We start from the raw sequence: 17,051 nt of genomic DNA, 5'->3' as shown, positions 1-17,051 counted from the left end.
ACGTATTATCTGGTAAGTATATTTCTAGTATCATTAAATTAATAATATTAGATGTGAAATAATATTAGTGGCTAATCTATAGAGTAATTAACTTATATCTATAAAAATTAACCATATTAAATCGAATTAAAAGGTTACTTCTTATCTCGGAAGCTCATGCTCTCACTGTTAAAAGGCGTGTGGTAGGTGCATTGGTAATTGATATCGATAATATCGCTGACGATGAACAGTTCACCCGATGCCAAGAAACCTCGGTTGGTGATATTCATCGCTGCTGCATTTTTTTTGCAGCCAAGTAGCTCTGCATCTTCTTTAGAAACATTGATCGCTTGGTAGGTCGTTAAGTAGCTATCGATCTGAAGGCCTTTCGCTAGCGCATGTTTCTGGATTGAGCTTTCAATGATCTCGGCATTCATCTCTGGGAAGACACTGACAGGGATCTTGGCTTCTTCAATCTGGACTACTTTATTGTTAATCAATCGAAGACGTCTAATTTTCCAAATGTAGTCATTGTCGTCTAAAGAAAAAATCTGCTGTTCGTGGTTATCGGGTAGCGCTTTATTTAGCTGGAGCTTTTTATAAGAGATCTCTTCAAAACTGTTTTCAGTAATGGAGTTGTACACCAGTGCTGTACCAATGAGAGAAGTGTTGACGAAGTAACCAGAACCCACCTTAGATTTCACCATGCCAATAGCCTCTAGCTTGGCTAGTGCTTTACGAATCGTGAAACGAGATAATCCATATATTTCAGACAGTTCTCTTTCTGCAGGAAGCTTATGGCTGATACTGTTTTGGCAAATTTTGCTCACAATATCTTGGACAACTAACTCGTACTTTTTCATAGATCAATAACTTTAAAGTGTATTCACTGTGACTAAAGAATAGTGAACTAAATCAGGGATTCAGTACGCTCTGAATGACTCATAATTGTAACATAGAAGGTTAAGTGGGTGATGATAAATAGGGTTAGTTAGGGGTACTAGTGACCACCTTTTGCGCTGACTTGATTACATCTTGTGATTCTAGTCCTCATTTTGTAAAACAAGATTATGAACTTTAACGTGCGGCATTTAATGTCTGTGTTGTTGCTATTTTAAGTGACTAATTCAGGAGTAGGGTATGAGTTCGAATCAAATCAAAATGTCGTATTTGATGTGGGTAATGTGATTGTGCGTTGGTCGCCGCTGGAAATTACTCAACTAACGTTTGGTAACATTGCCGACCCTGAAGCCCGAGCGCTTTCGATTTTCCAAAGTGCGATTTGGTCGGATTTGAACAAAGGGTTCTTAACCGAAAATGAAGCCAAACTTCGCTACCAACAAGAGCTCGATTTATCTTCATTAGAGTGCGACCGCCTGTTTTATTACGTTAAGAAAACGCAGATCTTATTGCATGGTTCTGTCGACCTTATCGAGCGCGTAAAGCGTGCTGGGTATGGTGTGTATGCACTTACCGACAACGTGGTCGAGATTGTTGAACACCTAAAAGCCACCTACGAATTTTGGCCTTTGTTTGATGGCGCAGCCGTATCCGCTGAACTTGGCATGCTTAAACCGCAGCCTGAGATTTACCAAGCGTTGCTTTCAAATAATGGACTGGAGGCTTCAGAAACGGTGTTCATTGATGATATGCCTTACAACGTAGAAGGAGCAAAAGCCGTAGGTATGGCGGGTATTCAGTTTATCGATTCTGCGCAATGTGAGAACGAACTTCGTGCTCTTGGCGTCGAATTTACGTGATCATGTAGCGAAATTCTCAAGCTATCTATTTCAGTCAGGTTTCTCTATGTAGATAATCTAGGTAGGCAAGATAAGTAGAAAAACGACGGATAGAAAAGACTGATAAAAGCTAAAACGAATCGATTAAAAAGAGGCGCTGTTTCATCATGAACATCGCCTCTTTTTCTATTTGTTCTTTTAATGAGCTTTATTTTTCTATTTAACTTTATTGCTCAGTATCCAAGTGTCGAATTAACTTCGCCGGCGTGCCACCGTATAGACAATCTGGCGGTACATCGCTGTTGACCACAGAGTTCGCCGCGATAACCGAGCGAGCCCCAATCTTCACGCCTTGGTTGATGACCGAGTTTCCACCAACCCACACATCATCTTCGATTGTTATCGGTAAACAGAAGGTTTCCCATTTACGACGGCTACGATAATCAAGGGAGTGTGATGGCGTATAGAATTGGACGCTTGGTCCAATTAAAACATTGTTTCCGACTTTGATTCTCGCACCATCTAGCATTACGACGTTCATATTGATGAAGGTGTCGTCACCAATCTCGATGGTTTTTCCAAACTCACAATGAAAAGGGGGCTGGATTAAGCTGCTACTCCCGACTTTACCGAATAGCTGCTCTTGCAATGTGTGTTGTTGATCTGGATTTTGATGGTTGTTGAAGGCCATTAACGCCTTTTTGGCATTGGTACGTATGGTATCAATTTCTTGGTCTGCACCATCATATACTTGCCCAGATAACATTTTATCGAGTTCAGTTTGATCGTTTGTATTACTCATGCTGCCCACTTTCCGAGAGTCTCGGTCTAAATGACGAATACTGCAAGATTAGCGATTTTTGGACATAAAAAAAGAGAAAAGCCTCAGCCTTTCTCTTCCTATTTTGTGCTTTAAGCACTAATGCTAAGTGAGCCCAGCTATTCAGCAAAAGGCGCGCTTTACCAATTAGATTTGCTCAACGAAACCCATTAGGTGCTGTTTCACTTCGTCTGAAGCAAACGCACTTTCTACAGAGTACTTGTAGATTTCTACGTAATCTTCTTTTGTTAGACCGAATGTTTCACACGCACGTTTTACTTCGTTGGTCATGGTAGTGTTCGACACAGTGCGGTTATCTGTGTTGATCGTTACAACGATGCCGTCTTTCTTGAATTCAGCAATTGGGTGGTCGCTGAATTTGTGAATACATTTAGTTTGAACGTTACTTGTTGGGCAAGTCTCAAGTGCAACTTGCTTCTCTTTAACGATGTTGTATGCGTCTTCGTTACCTTGGATGTGGACACCGTGGCCGATACGCTCAGCATCCAACATAGTTACTGCATCGTAAACGTTTTGACCATGCCATTGCTCACCAGCGTGCACGGTAATGCGGTAGCCTTTTTCAAGAGCGTATTGTGTGTATTCTGGGAATTCAGCACAGAAACCTGGCTTTTCACCACCTGCGATATCAAACGCAACCACGCCTTTACCAAGGTATGGTTTACCAGCGTCGATTACATCTTTGATTGAGTCTTTCGGGAACATACGAAGTACAGACATGATGTAGTTGCCCTTAATGTCGTATTTCTCTTCTGCACGCTTCATGCCTTTAACCGCACTTGCGATGATTGCATCAAGAGACAAGCCCTTGTTTACGTGAAGAATCGGTGCAAAACGAACTTCTAGGTACTTAACGTTTTCTAGTGCTGCGTCTTCGTAAAGCTCAAAAGAGATACGCTCAATCGCTTCTTCCGTTTGCATCACTTGCAGTGGCAGGCTAAAGCAAGCTAGGTACTCATCAAGGTTTTTGCAATCTTCAGGCACTGTTAGAGACTTTACTACCGCTTCACGGTCTTCTGGAAGTTCGATTCCGTACTGTTTCGCCAGATCAATAATGGTGTCTGGACGAACGCTTCCGTCTAGGTGGCAGTGCAGATCAATCTTAGGGAGTGCTAGAAAGTTCATGAGTATTCCTTAGGTCTATTATTTTTTGAGTTATTAACTCATAGGTTACATGGGCTTAAATTAACAAGTTTGTGATATGATTTAAAGTGACATAAAGTCATCATTAATCTGAATCTAAGGAATATCATGGTAGATGTTAAGAGCTTACTCAAATGTGATATGAATTTACTGCTGTGTTTACATGTGTTGCTTGAAGAGCGCAGTGTGAGCAAAACGGCAGAGCGATTGTTCCTTAGTCAGTCCGCGGTGAGTAAACAACTCACCAAGCTACGTTCTTTGTTTGATGACCCGCTGTTTGAACGAGAGTCAAAAGGCCTGTTTCCAACACCGAAAGCCACCTCTTTAGCGCCTAAAATTCATCAAATCCTTCTGCAAGTTGAACAGCTAACCGTGCCGGACATTTTTGAGCCGAAAGACAGCGAACGTACTTTTAATATCGATCTTGTTGAAACCGCTTATACCGCGATTTACCCTAAATTTATGCCTAACGCGCTAGCAGATGCGCCGAACATTACGGTAAACAGCACTACTTGGAGCAGCGAAACCTTTAAGCGCTTACTAAAGCGTGAGGTCGATTTCGGGATTGGAATTTTTGAGCTCGATGAAAGGGCTAGCACCCACATTCAAAATATCCCTGCCGAGCTAAACCACGTCGAGTTGCTGCAAGATTACTCTGTGTGCTTGATGCGAAATGATCACCCAGTACTTCAAGAAGAGTGGAATCTGCAAGCCTTCCTTAAATACCGTCATATTCAGTTGGTGACCGGTGGCGTTGGCGACTGGTTGCTACTGGAAATCTTGCAAGCCAAACAGCTTCAAATTAACAAAGCCGCCAACGTGTCGGACATCACCAGCGCAGTAAAGCTGTGCAAACAAAGCGATTTGCTGATGTGTTATCCGTACAACTCGGTTCGTGACTATATTGAGAGTGGCGAACTGGTGATGAAGCCGATTCCTATTGAGTTGGTTCCCGGTGGTTTGTTTTTGCTTTGGCACCGTTACTTTGATTCTGAACCAAGCCACAAATGGCTTCGCGACCTCATAGTCAATAAGACCCAAGAACCTCAGCTGTAAACCGCGAGCTACGATGATCAAAACGGCGAAATAAGTTTTTTAAATTTATTTCGTCTTTTTCGAATGAGCATTGTCTTATTACGGGTGCCAAATGCCCGCCAAGAATGAGATATCTAAATGAATCCAATGCCATCGATTCCGCAACAAGTCATTGAAGATGCTTGTGAGTGGGCAATTATGCACGGTTCGTCGCACCTTTGAACAATTGAGCTGTCAGCTTTCATCGGGCGATAATCAACGCCTGCTATTGAAAGATGTCGGCGCTGTCGATGTGGTGTACCTAAGAGCTGGCTACCAGTATTCAGATTACTGGGCTCCAGAGCTCAATGAATCAGTTTGTTGCCACACGCTAAGTCAGACTCGCTTGTTTATGGAGCAACACCATGTCGCAATGAACGCGACCATCAGCCAGCAACTAGCGACCAGTAAAACCATGCAAATGCTGCTGACCATGATGCCAGCAACAGAATACGCCCGCTGGGGCTTAACGCTAGAAGAAACCGAACTGGTCAAGAGTGTCTTGGCCGATATGAAGCCAATAACTAGTGAGTCGATTGGATGGTTTAACACGCAAGCCAACAAGCAAGAATGGGTGCTAAAAAACCAAGGCGAGGGCGGAGGCCATTGTGTCTTTGGTGACGACATCAGCGAACAACTGAGCCTGCTTAAACCAGAAGAGTACGACGCGTGGGCATTGATGCAGCGCTTGTACCCGCATGAACGTGACGTGCCGACCATTGCAGTGCGTGACACTCACCAAACGCTCGTGACAGACTTAGTCAGCGAAGTGGGTTTGTTCACCGTTTACTTCAAAGGTGAACCAGTAACAGAGCTAGACGGCTACGCGGGTTACTTGATCCGCAGTAAACCTGCCAGCGAAAATGAAGGTGGAATCCACAGTGGCAAAGGGATTCTCGATTCGTTGATGTTGATTGATTAGTTGAATCGGCATTAAAAACCAGAACTCATGTTCTGGTTTTTTGTATCTGAGCTCAGTAAAACTTCAGAGTTTGGATAACAACAATCACGCCCCTAACTTGGTAAAGGCCAACGGGGTTTGTCCAGTTTGCTGTTTGAAAAAAGCGATAAACGCACTGTTGGATGAGAACTCTAGCAGATGAGCCACATCAACGACTTGTCGGTTTTCTGAGAGCAGTTCAATCGCTTTAAACAAGCGCCATTGCTGTCGCCACTCTTGGTAAGTCATGCCTGTTTCGGCTTTGAATAATCGAGTAATCGTTTTGGTGCTTGCGCCAACCGAGTTCGCTAATGTCGAGAGGGCTGGGGCAAGAAAGGAAGCGGTTCGGACTTGTTTGCAAAAGCTTTTAAAGCGGCGATCTGTCGGTAGTGGCAAGATAAACGAGTGTTGGTTAGCACTGTAAAACTCTTCCCAGAATAGGTTGGCGGTATTGGTGGTTTGCTCGCGGGCAACATCCCAATCCCAGAAAGCCATCTTATTGATCAGGGCTTTTAAAAGCTCATTCACTTCCACAATTTCAATCGCTTCTGGGCAGGTGTAAATACTGCTATCAAAATAGAGCGACCGATAAGCAACCACATTGGTCATCTGCGCGCGATGTTTGGTATAAGGCGGGATCCACACGGCTTTAGTCGGCGGCAAAATGCAAATGGCGTTTTCTAAGGTCAAGGTGATGCAACCCTGCGGAGCATACAGCAACTGTCCTTTTACGTGGTGATGTATTCCTGAATCATGCTGACCTAGCTCTGCCGCAATCCCTATTACGGGCGCAGGTAAGCTGTCTGCATCAAACTCAATCGTTTCGCTGATTAATGCCATTTGTCCTAATCTTGTTGTTTTTGGTTTTAATGTTGTTAACGAGCCAAGGTTAGTTTCCCCTAGACTCCTCGTCAAGTTCACTGGTCTTGGAAAAATGATGAAAACAAAACCTTCTTTATGGCAAATGGTGCTATTGCTGATGTTCCCTCAAATCGCAGAAACCATCTATAGCCCGACTCTGGATTCAATATCGAAATCCTTTGATGTGAGTTACGCACAAGCGGCGCAAACCCTCTCGATCTACTTCTCAGCGTTTGCGCTCGGTGTTGTGGTATGGGGCATATTGGCAGACAAATGGGGGCGTCGACCAACCATGTTACTGGGCATGGGGTTATTCGCCTGTTCAGCACTTATTGCTATGCAAACCGACAGCTTTACGTGGTTGATGATAGCCAGAGCCATGGGTGCTTTCGGGCTTGCGGTGGGCTCGGTGGTGACACAAACCATGTTGCGCGATGCCTTTAGCGGCGCGGAACTGGCCAAGGTGTTTGGTTACATGGGGATGGGGCTGTCGATTAGTCCAATCATCGGGCTGCTTCTTGGCGGTCAACTAAGCCAAGCGGGCGGGCATCAATATGTGTTTATTGCCTTGTTTATTATGGTGTTAGCGTTGTTGGCACATAGCCTATGGTCATTGCCTGAAACGCAACAATCTAAGCAGCCATTGCAGTTAAAGTCACTCAGTATTCACATGATCAAAGATAGCAATATATGGATGTCTGCGTTGCTGGTTGCGTCGTTCAATATTGCACTGTTTTCCTATTATCAATTGGGTTCATTTGCCTTCATTCAACTTGGATTTAGCGTTGAGCAGTTTGGCTACAGCGGCATTGTGCTTGGGTTCGGGACTCTGTTGGGAAGCTTGGTGAACAAGACATTGTTGAAGAGACAAGTGTCTTCAATGTCTCTGATTGGTATCGCAGCAGGGCTTCAAACATTAGGTGCGGTGGGTGTGTATTTTTCACAACACACGATCTGGTTCTTGCTTCCAATGATGTTGGTGGTTATGGCGTTTGGCATTGCGATTCCCAATGTATTGAGCCGAGCGTTGGTACGTTACCAATCTCAAGCAGGAAGTGCAGGCGCACTGTTTGGTTTGATGTATTACACCTTGATCGGCTCAGGGCTCGCTTTAGCGGGAATGCTCCAAGATCTAGGTGTAGTGTTGGTACTTTGTGGCGCGTTATCTGTTCTGGTGACGATACGCAGTCGACTCCAGCTTAAACGCTAAGTCTCTCATCTGTATTGATAAATTCCGTGTCCTGTTTGGCGCGGAATTTATCATTTCTTGGTTTGTAAATTTGGATATTGACAGGGGTAGAGTGATCGTTCTACTCTGTAGGTAGAACAATCATTCTACCCTTTGTCGGGTATTGAGAGAGCACTATGTTGAGAGAACAGATTGCAGCAAGCTTAGAGGTGGCATTTAGCCAGCAAGGTTTTGCTGAGCCGAGCGTTGCACAGCTGAAAACGGCGTGCGATGTAAGCCTAAGAACCTTGTATAAACATTTCCCTTCAAAAGAAGCGATGATCGTTGGTGCCTTGGAATATCGACACCAACGCTACTTAGATTTCTTGTTGGAAACGTCGCCTGAAAAGGGGCTCGCATCGGTTACTCATATCTTCAACAAGCTCCAACAATGGTTAGAAGAGTATGCGCCACATGGGTGCATGTCGATGAATGCGATGGCCGCGTTTCCCGATAATGAGCTTATCAGCCAAGCGGTTACACAGCATAAAGAACAAGTTCGTTTGCTAATAGGCAAGCAGAGCCTGCGAGAGGATCTCGCGACACCGCTGTTTTTACTTCATGAAGGCGTATCAAGCGCGTGGCCAGTATTAGGCGAAGAAGCGGTGGCATCAGCACAGAATATGGTGACAAAATTACTCGAGGAAACACGATGAAATTCGAACTACCGAAAACAATGAAAGGCGTAGAGATGTTGGGTCACGGTGGAGCAGAAATGCTTGGCTACCGCGGAGATATCGCGGTTCCTCAAATCGAACCTAATGAAGTGCTGATCAAAGTCATGGCTGCAGGCGTTAATAATACTGACATCAACACGCGAATCGGTTGGTATGCAAAAAGTGATGATTCAGACGATGCCAGTTGGTCGGGTGAAGCGCTAAAGTTCCCTCGTATCCAAGGTGCTGACGTGTGTGGTTTTATCGTGGAAGTCGGCAATGAAGTCTCAGTTGACCGTATTGGTGAGCGTGTTCTGATTGAGCCTTGTTTGACCGAGGTTTATGGACGAGATCTGCCACAGCCATGGTATTTCGGATCTGAATGCGATGGTGGTTTCGCTGAATACACCAAAGTAGCAGCTAAGCACGCTTACGCGGTGAACAGCACCATGTCGGATGTTGAGCTAGCGTCTTTCCCATGTTCTTACTCAACAGCAGAGAACATGCTAACTCGTGCCAATGTGGCTGAAGGTGATCGCGTGCTTATCTCAGGTGCATCGGGCGGTGTGGGCTCTGCGGCTATTCAGCTAGCAAAAGCTCGCGGCGCGTATGTTATTGCCATCACTAGCCCAAGCAAGAACCAACAGTTACTTGAACTTGGCGCTGATGAAGTGATTGCCCGTGATTCAGATTTGGTTAACGCGCTAGGCGAAAGCAGCGTGAATGTGGTGATCGATTTAGTTGCTGGTGACAAGTGGCCAGAGTTTCTTGAAGTCCTAAAACCGCATGGCCGTTATGCCGTATCTGGCGCAATTGGTGGCGCTATGGTTGATCTTGATGTCCGAACTCTGTATCTCAAAGACCTTAGCTTTTTTGGTTGCACGGTTTTAGAACCACAGGTATTCCAAAATCTAGTCGACCGTATTGAGAAGCAGCAGATTGGCGCCATCGTCGCAGAGTCTTATCCGTTAGCCGATATTCATAAAGCGCAAGATGAGTTTTTAAAGAAAAAACACGTTGGTAAGATCGTGTTGGAAGTGGCAGAACGCTAGTTTTAGTCAGCTTCACGGTTTAGATTTATGGAAGAGCGAGCAAGCGTTATGTGCTCGCTTTTTTGTTTCTGGCGAATGCTGGCGGGCTCAGTCTTGCAACCCGTTGAGTAACAGATCCTATACAGCTGAAAGTTAATGATTCATTTATCATTGTGTGGTTTATGAATTAACTGTGCGATAATTACCGCCATTATATATCCCTATCTATGTTGTATTTATCTAGGAGCCGTATTGATGTTTAAAAGGGTATTGCAGGCACTATTCTCACCTTTTGTTGATTCAAAAAACAAACCCTCTGCAGAGCCTGCCCAACAAGAGCAACAACAAATCGTTGCTACTGATTCTGTTCAGTCTTCAATCTTTGTTCCGCCGTCGTCCACTCAGCCATCATCATTAATCGTCGATAATACGCTTAGCCTTCACGATGGTGAGTTCCTTGATTATTTGTTTGGAGAGTCTCGCCTTCGAACGGAGTCAGACCCATTTAGTGATTTTGTCGCTTGTCAGATCGAACGTTTGATTCGCTCTCCAAAAGCCCTGCTTAATGAACTGCCAGTGATGCCAGCCTCTGTAACCACGTTAATGGCAGAATTACAGAGTGATGAGTTTGATGTCGATGCACTGTTAAGAGTGATTGAGCGCGAGCCGAGTATGGCTGCCGATGTGATTAAACTGGCTAACAGCGCCTTCTACAAACGCAGTGAAAAACAAGTTACTGACTTAAAAACTGCTTTCCTCAATATGGGTTCACAAGGGCTCGTTGAAGGGGTGGTGAATAGCTACATGAAGAACTTCACGCCGGGGAACAATATTTACTGGCGTCACTTCGGTGAGAAAATTTGGAATCACAGTGTTCAAACCGCGTCGTTTTCTAAGGAGTTGATGAAAGACTCTTCATCTCAAGAAGAGCAAGCAGCGGCGTATTTTGTTGGGTTAATTCGCAACTTAGGCAAGATGATCATTTTCCAGATGATGGTAGAAGCCTTCAAGCATGTTGATCCTTCTGTTCCACCTAACTCGTTAGCATTGAAGCGCCTGATGAACAGCTACTCCATTCGCCTGACTTACACCATTGCTAAGTTCTGGGAACTGCCAGAGTCTGTGTTGACCGCGATTGGCTACCAAGAGTCTAGCCGATACGAATGCACACCACTTGGTCAAGCTGTGTTTGAAGCTAACTACTTGAGTGAATTGTGCTATTTACGGGAAGAACAAACGATTGAAGTCGAGCAATTTAAGCGTAGATGCAAAGAGACACTGATGTCTCCGGCTGCATACAAAGTGGCTAACCGTATCTATAAAGAGTCTGAATTGGCGCTAGTGAGCTAACCCTTAGCCTATTCGACCTACGCTGTGACTGAACATAATGATTGGTTGCAGCTTGGTTGGGCTAGGTTGTGAAATACATTCAGCTACGAAATACGCTTACAAATGGCTAATCCACAGCTTGTCGAGCTCACACCAACCGAAACCATTTACTTGTGCGCCGTGTATCTTTTCAGAAACCTCTAAGTTGAACGCCTCTTGCTTGAGCTCAGTCACAACCCCAGATTCATGCAACCAATGCCGGAGCGACAACAGTGCATTCATCGCTAACTCAAAGTCTGGTTGGTTTGTTATTGAAGCTAAGCCTTGTTCGATTGTCTCTAGCATCTCAGCAGGCAGCACTAAGTCCTCAAATGGGAAGCGAGTGAAAAAGCTTAACCACGAAGTGAAGGTGTCGTTCTCATCAATAATGCTACACAACACGACGTCTTTGGTAGTTAGGTAGTTAGTTTGGTAGTGACCATATTCCACGCTGGTTTTGTGGTCGCCGGATACTGATAAATGCTCGAAAAGGGTTTGGCATTCAGAGGTGTCTTCAACGGTGAACTCCCGCTCTGTTTTCGACAACGCTGGGTTTTGAATTTTGAAGAAGGTTGAGCCGAATTCCGGTTGGGAAGCATGGCCATCGCAACGCACAGTGGTCGTTTTCTCGGGCAGTTTCACGCACACCTGATTTTGAGCGCAGGCTTTGCTTTGTGCCCATTCTGGATAGACCCACAACTCGACTCGATTGAGAATCGGCGTGCTGTGTGAATAGGCGCTATTACGGCTCAATCTCAACATCTTGCTTGAGAATATGTCTAATGAGAACGCGCCAGATCCAATCAGCCTATCAGTTGGTGATGAGTGATCAAATACGGAAGCTTCAGCTCTGGCAAGTAGGCGTGGTAAATGCCAATCAGGTTGATTCAGTTTCACGACAACCACATTGCCTGCCGAGACAGAGACCTCATCAATATGCTGATAACAACGACGCCATATTTTGCTTTGGCAGAGCGAGTTAAGGTTGCGCGCTATGTCTTGAGGTTCGAGTGTTCTTCCGTTATGAAACTGAACACCATTACGAATTTGAAAGTGCCACTGTGTTGCATCTTGATGAGCCTGCCAATGATAAGCCAGATCGCCGCTGAGTTTGCCGTGCTTAACGGAGGTTAGGCGTTGGCAAACTTGCATAACTAAGAAACGTTCGGTGCGTCTAAGCACGCGTTGAGGGTGAAGCGCTTCGAGTTCTCGGTGAAACGGGATGTACGCGATATTCTGCGCCGACGGATTGGTATTGCTTAGAAAGGCTTGTAACTCAGCGCTAGCATTGCGGCCACTCAATCCAGCCTTGCGCTGTCATCGCTTTGAGTAAGGTCTGAACGTGACGTTCACTCACGTGCAGCAGTGTGGCCAGTTGGTTGACCTGACAGTGTGATACTCCAGGCCCAAAAGCCTGAAATATCTTTTCATACAGTTCAAGCTTGCGCTTAAGGTTGCCCAATTTGCTTTTCCTAACGACGAGGTTGAGTTAAGTGTTGATAGCCAGAGTCAATGAGTGCTTTTTCCATCGTGTCGAGAACACGAGAGGTTATCTCTGAGCTTAGGATATTCGACTCAGTTTTGCCTTGAAGCACCAAATCTGAAAAATGGTCGATTTCAAATTCGAACCCATTGCCCGTCACTCGTTTGTTGATGGTCGACTTCTGCCCTTGATGTTCAATCTCAATAAAGGCCGGATTCCACCATTTTTCGTGAATGGTGATCTTAGTATCAGGCCCACTCAAGTGCGCTGTTCGGGGAAGGTTTTGCACGGTTGATGCCGATATCTTACCGTTCATATCACCAGAGAAGGTAAAGCATGCATCGGTATCAACATTCGCTCCCTCATAAAGACACGACATCTCTACCTGAGGTTTTGAAGGGTTTACACCCAGCGTTCGGCACAGATCGTAAAAGAACCAAAGCCCATAGACCCCAACATCGAGTGTTGCTCCGCCTGACAAATCCGGATTGAAGATAAACAAATCGGGCTCATAGTCATGATGGTTACCAAAGCTGGCTTCGATGGAATCTATCTGAATGTTGTTATCGACCAAGAATGATTGGAGCTCACGATACGCGGGAAACACCACGGTTTTCATCGCTTCTAACAGCATCACGCCATTTTGCTTCGCGAGAGCTTTCATCTCAAGCCAGTCAGCAAGGTTGGTAAAAGCCGGCTTCTCGACCAATACGTGCTTGTTATTCTTCAGAAACAGTTCAGCAAGTGGCTGGTGGTATGGGTGAACCGTAGCGATGTAAACCGCTTCAACACTTGGGTCATTCGCCATCTCTTCATAAGAACCATAAGCCTTGTCGCAACCAAACTTGTTGGCGAACGTGGCTGCGCGTGAGTGATCTCTGGCGGCAACCGCATCAAGCTCACCATGCAGAGAGTGCTCTGTGACTGCGGTTGCGAATCGATTGGCGATATTGCCTAGCCCTGCGATGCCCCATTTAATTTTTCGTTGCGTGTCGCTCATCAGTTGCTCCAAATCGTTGTTTTGTATCAGTGTACTCAGAGACGCCACATACAAATAGAGAACAGATTTCTCAACCTGTTCTCTATTTATTTTATTCTAGTTGAAGCTCAGGATTAGCTCTGTAGGGAGCGTTTCCAATCGGCTAGGGCTTGAATGTGTTTTGGCCCGATGCCACAACAGCCACCGACGATATTCGCGCCCAGTGCATGCCAGTGTTTTGCGTAAGCTAAGTAACCTTGGCCATCCAGCTCACGCATTTCTTGAAACATATCATTCGCTTCATGTTCACTGCTGATAGGTGCAAAGTTATTGGCGTAGACACCAATTTCTAAATCACTGCCTAGCTCATCGATCACTTTCTTAGCATCGATAATGGCTTGATCCATCACTTCAGGCACTGAGCAGTTAAACATAATACCTGTCGCATTTGATTGGCAGGCAAGTTTGATGGCGTCTGTTACGCTCTCACCAGAACGAATGTTTGCAAAATCACTCTTGGTGTCTTCCAAACTGAATGCGTAGTAACACGGCTTATCTGACTGCTTAAGTACCGCATGAATGGAATCGAACTCTTGCAGGCTACAGATGGTTTCCGCTATCCAAAGGTCGATGTTTGGAGCCTGGGCATCGTAAAGCGTTTGGATGATTGGCGCCGCCTCTTCTACCTTAAATAAGTCTGGTCGGTAGCTGCCAAATGGCGGTGGAATCGCGCCTGCTACTTTCACTGTGTGGGGTGCATTGTCAGCCACTGCTTTAGCCAGTTCGCCAGACAGTTCGGCTAGTTCAAAGCCTCGCTGCTCGAACAGCTCTTCACCCAAGTGAAAAGGCACACAGGCGTAGCTATTGGTGATTAGGATTTCAGCACCTGCATCGACAAAGTTTTGATGTGCTTGGCTGACAAATTCGGGTGCTTCAATCAGCGCTTGAGCACTCCAAAGCGGTTGAGAAAATGGCGCGCCAATTTCTTTGAGTTCTCGGCCCATGCCGCCATCAAGTATGGTTAGTGTTTTCATATTCAATACTATCTAAACAATTGCTGAAGTTCTGCCGCCACCATATCAGACAACCTTGTTAGACAGAAGCCATCAAGCCAAGGTTCAACTATCGATGAGGGAGTTTCGTTATAAGCCGTCTAGCGGGCTAGTCGTGCCACTAAAGTGTTGCCCAATAACGTGAGTGTAAATCTGAGTTGTCTTAACATCACTGTGCCCCAGTAGCTCTTGAACCGTTCTGATATCGGAGCCTGACTTTAGAAGTTGCGTAGCAAAACTGTGCCTGAAAGTATGACAACTAATTCGCTTGTGGCGCAATTTATTAGAGTTAGTCGCCTTCTTCAGCGTTTTTCGGAGTACCGAATCATGTAGGTGGTGTCGGCATACGATCCCCGACTCAGAGTGTTGAGTGACGGATTTTGATGGGAATAGGTACATCCAAGCAAGTTGTCGATAGGCACTAGGGTATTTTTTACCTAATCGGTGAGGCAAAGATGGCCCAAACCCATTCAAGTTATCTTTAGCGAGCAGAACTGCAACTTGTGAAATTTTGTCTTGTATAGCTTCAGTGAGTGAAAAACTTAAAATTGTCACTCGGTCTTTATTTCCTTTCCCATTGTGAACAGTGAGAGACCCTTGTTTTAGATCTATATCTTGTACTCGAAGCCTCAGGCATTCCGATACTCTCAAACCTGAACCATACAACAAGCGAAAAAACAGTTGATATTTAGGATCTATTTCATTGATCCCCGAGATAGCTTCCGCATGATTGAGTACGCTAGGAATTTTTCGAGACCGAGTCGCATAGCTAAACCCTAAGTCTCCTAGAGGTTGCTTAATAAATTGATTGTATAAATAGGCTAGAGCATTGAGAGCTACCTTTTGAGTATTGATGGCTACTTTTTGTTGATTAGCTAAATGAGAAAGAAAGGAGACAACTTCAGCGGCATGCATCTGTTCAGGGTGTTTAAGCTTATGAAAATGAATGAAGTATTTTATCCAGTAACAGTAGGCTTTGATTGTCTTGCGACTATAGCCTCGCATCGTCATATGTTCGCAAATTGCCTGCATGAATTGACTCGCCATATATTCCCCTCACAAAATCTGTACATACAGACAGTTTATTGCTTGTTGAATAATTAATGACTTAAAAAAGAGTGGTTTTTAACTCTGATTGAGCACGAATTTAACGAGAGGCTTATTTTAAATTATTGATTATACTGCAGATTTATGGGTGGTTAAGAATGAGGCCGAGCGTTACATAGTCGGCAATATGTGCTTGCACGTTTTCACACTTATTGTTTAGACCCACTTTTATATTAAATGCATAGCATTCAGTTGGTTATGAGTGACCTTTTTGATATGTTAAGCGGATAGATTCGTGCTTGCACAATATTAAAATGTTAACTTACATGGAGGTACATCAAAATTGAAAACTAAATTAGGTAGCTGTATTACAGTTATTTTTGATCTGGAATTTTATGTTCCTGAAAAGTCGCGAAAGGAAGTAGGTTTTTGTTATAACCCATGGGATAAAGCATCCCGAATTCTAGGTGGTGGTTTTTTAAGTATAAACGGCTTTACTGTCGACAAAACCCACGATGATGCTATTCCAAAAAAAATTAAAAGCTATTGGCTGTGGGAGCACGAAAATAATGAGCGTGTGCTCCTTGAGCGAATACTTGATGTTTTAGTTAAAGCCTCAGAAAAAGTCAGCAAAGCACACAATGGTACGAGGTCAGCTGTTTTGTGCGGTATCGGTATTTCATCTTCAGACGTGCCGATCTTGTTCGAGTTATTCAAAAGGTACAAGTTACTATCAAATCAGCAAGCCTTTGAATTACAGAATAAATTTCGAGTAATGGATTTGTCTCAGATAGCAACTCCTTTGTTTAACCTAAATACAGGCTATATGTATCCTGCACCTAAAAACGGGTTAATGAATAAGTTTGTAAAAGGACTAAAATTTGAGTCTGGTTGTGGGGTTTGGGATATGTATGAAGACAATAATTACTCCCTCATTGAGAGCAGAGTAAAAAGTGAAATCTCGGCAACGTACTTGTGTTACAAGAGTATTATCGAAGAATCTCGCAGGCTTAAGTCAAAAGAGGTCGAACTAAAAAAGCTGACGAAACTGTTTGAGAATGTAAGTTAACAAATTGCTTAAGAGTGATTCGTAACGCGTGGCATTTTTACTTTGCGGTGGCTTATGGTGATTAAGGTGCTGTGCGGTAGCTTTTGTATTGCGTTACTCACACCTTAGCAAGGCGTTAGTTTTACTGATTTAGCATTTACGATAAAAATAGGACAATGAATGGATTATCGATTTTCTTTACTAACGTTCTTCCTCGGGTTGTTTTTAGGGCATAGGTTTGCACTGGGGAGAGATAAGCGCAAGGAGTTTAATGTTGTTGCGTTAGAGTTTGACTCTAAACTATACGACTACTTAGAAAGTGATAATTCATACCATTTGCCTGATATAAAATCGCTCAAATTATTTGCTCCTCAGATTGATTGGGTCAAGCGAAGTCGTTATTTAAGTTGCGTCAAACAGCTAAGCAAATCACTCGAAAGCGACAAAAATGCCTGGGAAGTTATTAACCCAGATACTGGTGAAAGTAGATTAGATAAAAACTATGTCTCTGAAACAAAGGCTGTTGTCATCAATCTGAGCAAGTACATGAGAAGAAAATAAAACTAACAAATAAGGATTAAG

14 protein-coding genes and 3 pseudogenes are annotated in these 17,051 nt (G+C 44.3%); 9 read left to right on the top strand and 8 right to left on the bottom strand.

Features of this window, described 5'->3' with window-relative positions; all coding sequences use genetic code 11:
* Positions 1-134: 134 nt before the first annotated feature.
* Positions 135-842, bottom strand: coding sequence for a GntR family transcriptional regulator (locus AB4323_RS02315; protein WP_372059050.1), 708 nt, complete (start codon positions 840-842; stop codon positions 135-137).
* Positions 843-1,119: 277 nt separating this feature from the next.
* Here AB4323_RS02315 and AB4323_RS02310 point away from each other — a divergent pair.
* Positions 1,120-1,739 (top strand): annotated as a pseudogene (locus AB4323_RS02310) (HAD family hydrolase).
* Positions 1,740-1,944: 205 nt separating this feature from the next.
* Here the strand turns inward: AB4323_RS02310 and AB4323_RS02305 are convergent.
* On the bottom strand, positions 1,945-2,520 hold the full coding sequence (locus tag AB4323_RS02305) for a sugar O-acetyltransferase (RefSeq protein WP_017061090.1): 576 nt from the start codon (positions 2,518-2,520) through the stop codon (positions 1,945-1,947).
* Positions 2,521-2,685: 165 nt separating this feature from the next.
* Positions 2,686-3,684, bottom strand: coding sequence for an adenosine deaminase (gene add, locus AB4323_RS02300; RefSeq protein ID WP_372099510.1), 999 nt, complete (start codon positions 3,682-3,684; stop codon positions 2,686-2,688).
* 126 nt (positions 3,685-3,810) lie between these two features.
* Here add and AB4323_RS02295 point away from each other — a divergent pair, with 126 nt between their 5' ends.
* Together AB4323_RS02295 and AB4323_RS02290 are read left to right on the top strand one after the other, a co-directional pair.
* Positions 3,811-4,758 (top strand): LysR family transcriptional regulator, encoded by a 948-nt coding sequence (locus tag AB4323_RS02295; RefSeq protein ID WP_017061092.1) that lies wholly within the window; start codon positions 3,811-3,813, stop codon positions 4,756-4,758.
* A 181-nt stretch (positions 4,759-4,939) separates the two neighbouring features.
* Positions 4,940-5,698 (top strand): annotated as a pseudogene (locus tag AB4323_RS02290) (glutathione synthase); the annotation flags it as partial.
* Between the two features lie 84 nt (positions 5,699-5,782).
* On the opposite strand, the gene AB4323_RS02285 reads toward AB4323_RS02290, so the two are convergent.
* Positions 5,783-6,556 (bottom strand): helix-turn-helix domain-containing protein, encoded by a 774-nt coding sequence (locus AB4323_RS02285; RefSeq protein WP_017065211.1) that lies wholly within the window; start codon positions 6,554-6,556, stop codon positions 5,783-5,785.
* Between the two features lie 97 nt (positions 6,557-6,653).
* On the opposite strand from AB4323_RS02285, the gene AB4323_RS02280 reads away from it, so the two are divergent.
* The 4 genes from AB4323_RS02280 (at position 6,654) to AB4323_RS02265 (ending at position 10,842) form a co-directional block, all read left to right on the top strand.
* On the top strand, positions 6,654-7,787 hold the full coding sequence (locus AB4323_RS02280) for a multidrug effflux MFS transporter (protein ID WP_102428900.1): 1,134 nt from the start codon (positions 6,654-6,656) through the stop codon (positions 7,785-7,787).
* A 155-nt stretch (positions 7,788-7,942) separates the two neighbouring features.
* Complete coding sequence (locus AB4323_RS02275; protein WP_065583851.1) at positions 7,943-8,461, top strand: TetR/AcrR family transcriptional regulator; 519 nt, start codon at positions 7,943-7,945, stop codon at positions 8,459-8,461.
* Positions 8,458-9,513: an alcohol dehydrogenase family protein gene (locus AB4323_RS02270; RefSeq protein ID WP_229647617.1), complete on the top strand. Its 1,056-nt coding sequence runs from the start codon at positions 8,458-8,460 to the stop codon at positions 9,511-9,513. The genes AB4323_RS02275 and AB4323_RS02270 overlap by 4 nt, the downstream gene beginning before the upstream one ends.
* 234 nt (positions 9,514-9,747) lie before the next feature.
* Complete coding sequence (locus AB4323_RS02265; protein ID WP_229647618.1) at positions 9,748-10,842, top strand: HDOD domain-containing protein; 1,095 nt, start codon at positions 9,748-9,750, stop codon at positions 10,840-10,842.
* Positions 10,843-10,938: 96 nt separating this feature from the next.
* Here AB4323_RS02265 and AB4323_RS02260 read toward each other — a convergent pair.
* The 4 genes and pseudogenes from AB4323_RS02260 to AB4323_RS02245 form a co-directional block, all read right to left on the bottom strand.
* A pseudogene (locus AB4323_RS02260) lies at positions 10,939-12,322 on the bottom strand (ABC transporter substrate-binding protein).
* A gap of 10 nt (positions 12,323-12,332) precedes the next feature.
* Positions 12,333-13,343 (bottom strand): Gfo/Idh/MocA family protein, encoded by a 1,011-nt coding sequence (locus AB4323_RS02255; RefSeq protein WP_372151520.1) that lies wholly within the window; start codon positions 13,341-13,343, stop codon positions 12,333-12,335.
* A gap of 113 nt (positions 13,344-13,456) precedes the next feature.
* Positions 13,457-14,356 carry a homocysteine S-methyltransferase family protein gene (locus tag AB4323_RS02250; RefSeq protein WP_372151518.1) on the bottom strand — a complete coding sequence of 300 codons (900 nt, stop codon included), beginning with the start codon at positions 14,354-14,356 and terminating at the stop codon, positions 13,457-13,459.
* A gap of 108 nt (positions 14,357-14,464) precedes the next feature.
* Positions 14,465-15,421 carry an integron integrase gene (locus AB4323_RS02245; protein WP_372151516.1) on the bottom strand — a complete coding sequence of 319 codons (957 nt, stop codon included), beginning with the start codon at positions 15,419-15,421 and terminating at the stop codon, positions 14,465-14,467.
* Between the two features lie 343 nt (positions 15,422-15,764).
* Here AB4323_RS02245 and AB4323_RS02240 point away from each other — a divergent pair, with 343 nt between their 5' ends.
* Positions 15,765-16,490, top strand: a complete 726-nt coding sequence (locus tag AB4323_RS02240) for a hypothetical protein (protein ID WP_102983598.1) — start codon at positions 15,765-15,767, stop codon at positions 16,488-16,490.
* Between the two features lie 159 nt (positions 16,491-16,649).
* Complete coding sequence (locus tag AB4323_RS02235) at positions 16,650-17,030, top strand: hypothetical protein (RefSeq protein WP_372151514.1); 381 nt, start codon at positions 16,650-16,652, stop codon at positions 17,028-17,030.
* Positions 17,031-17,051: the final 21 nt, after the last annotated feature.

This window comes from Vibrio sp. 10N.261.52.C11 (assembly GCF_041471405.1).
GTDB classification, from domain to species: domain Bacteria; phylum Pseudomonadota; class Gammaproteobacteria; order Enterobacterales; family Vibrionaceae; genus Vibrio; species Vibrio crassostreae_C.
This window is presented reverse-complemented; position numbering and strand designations above follow the sequence as displayed.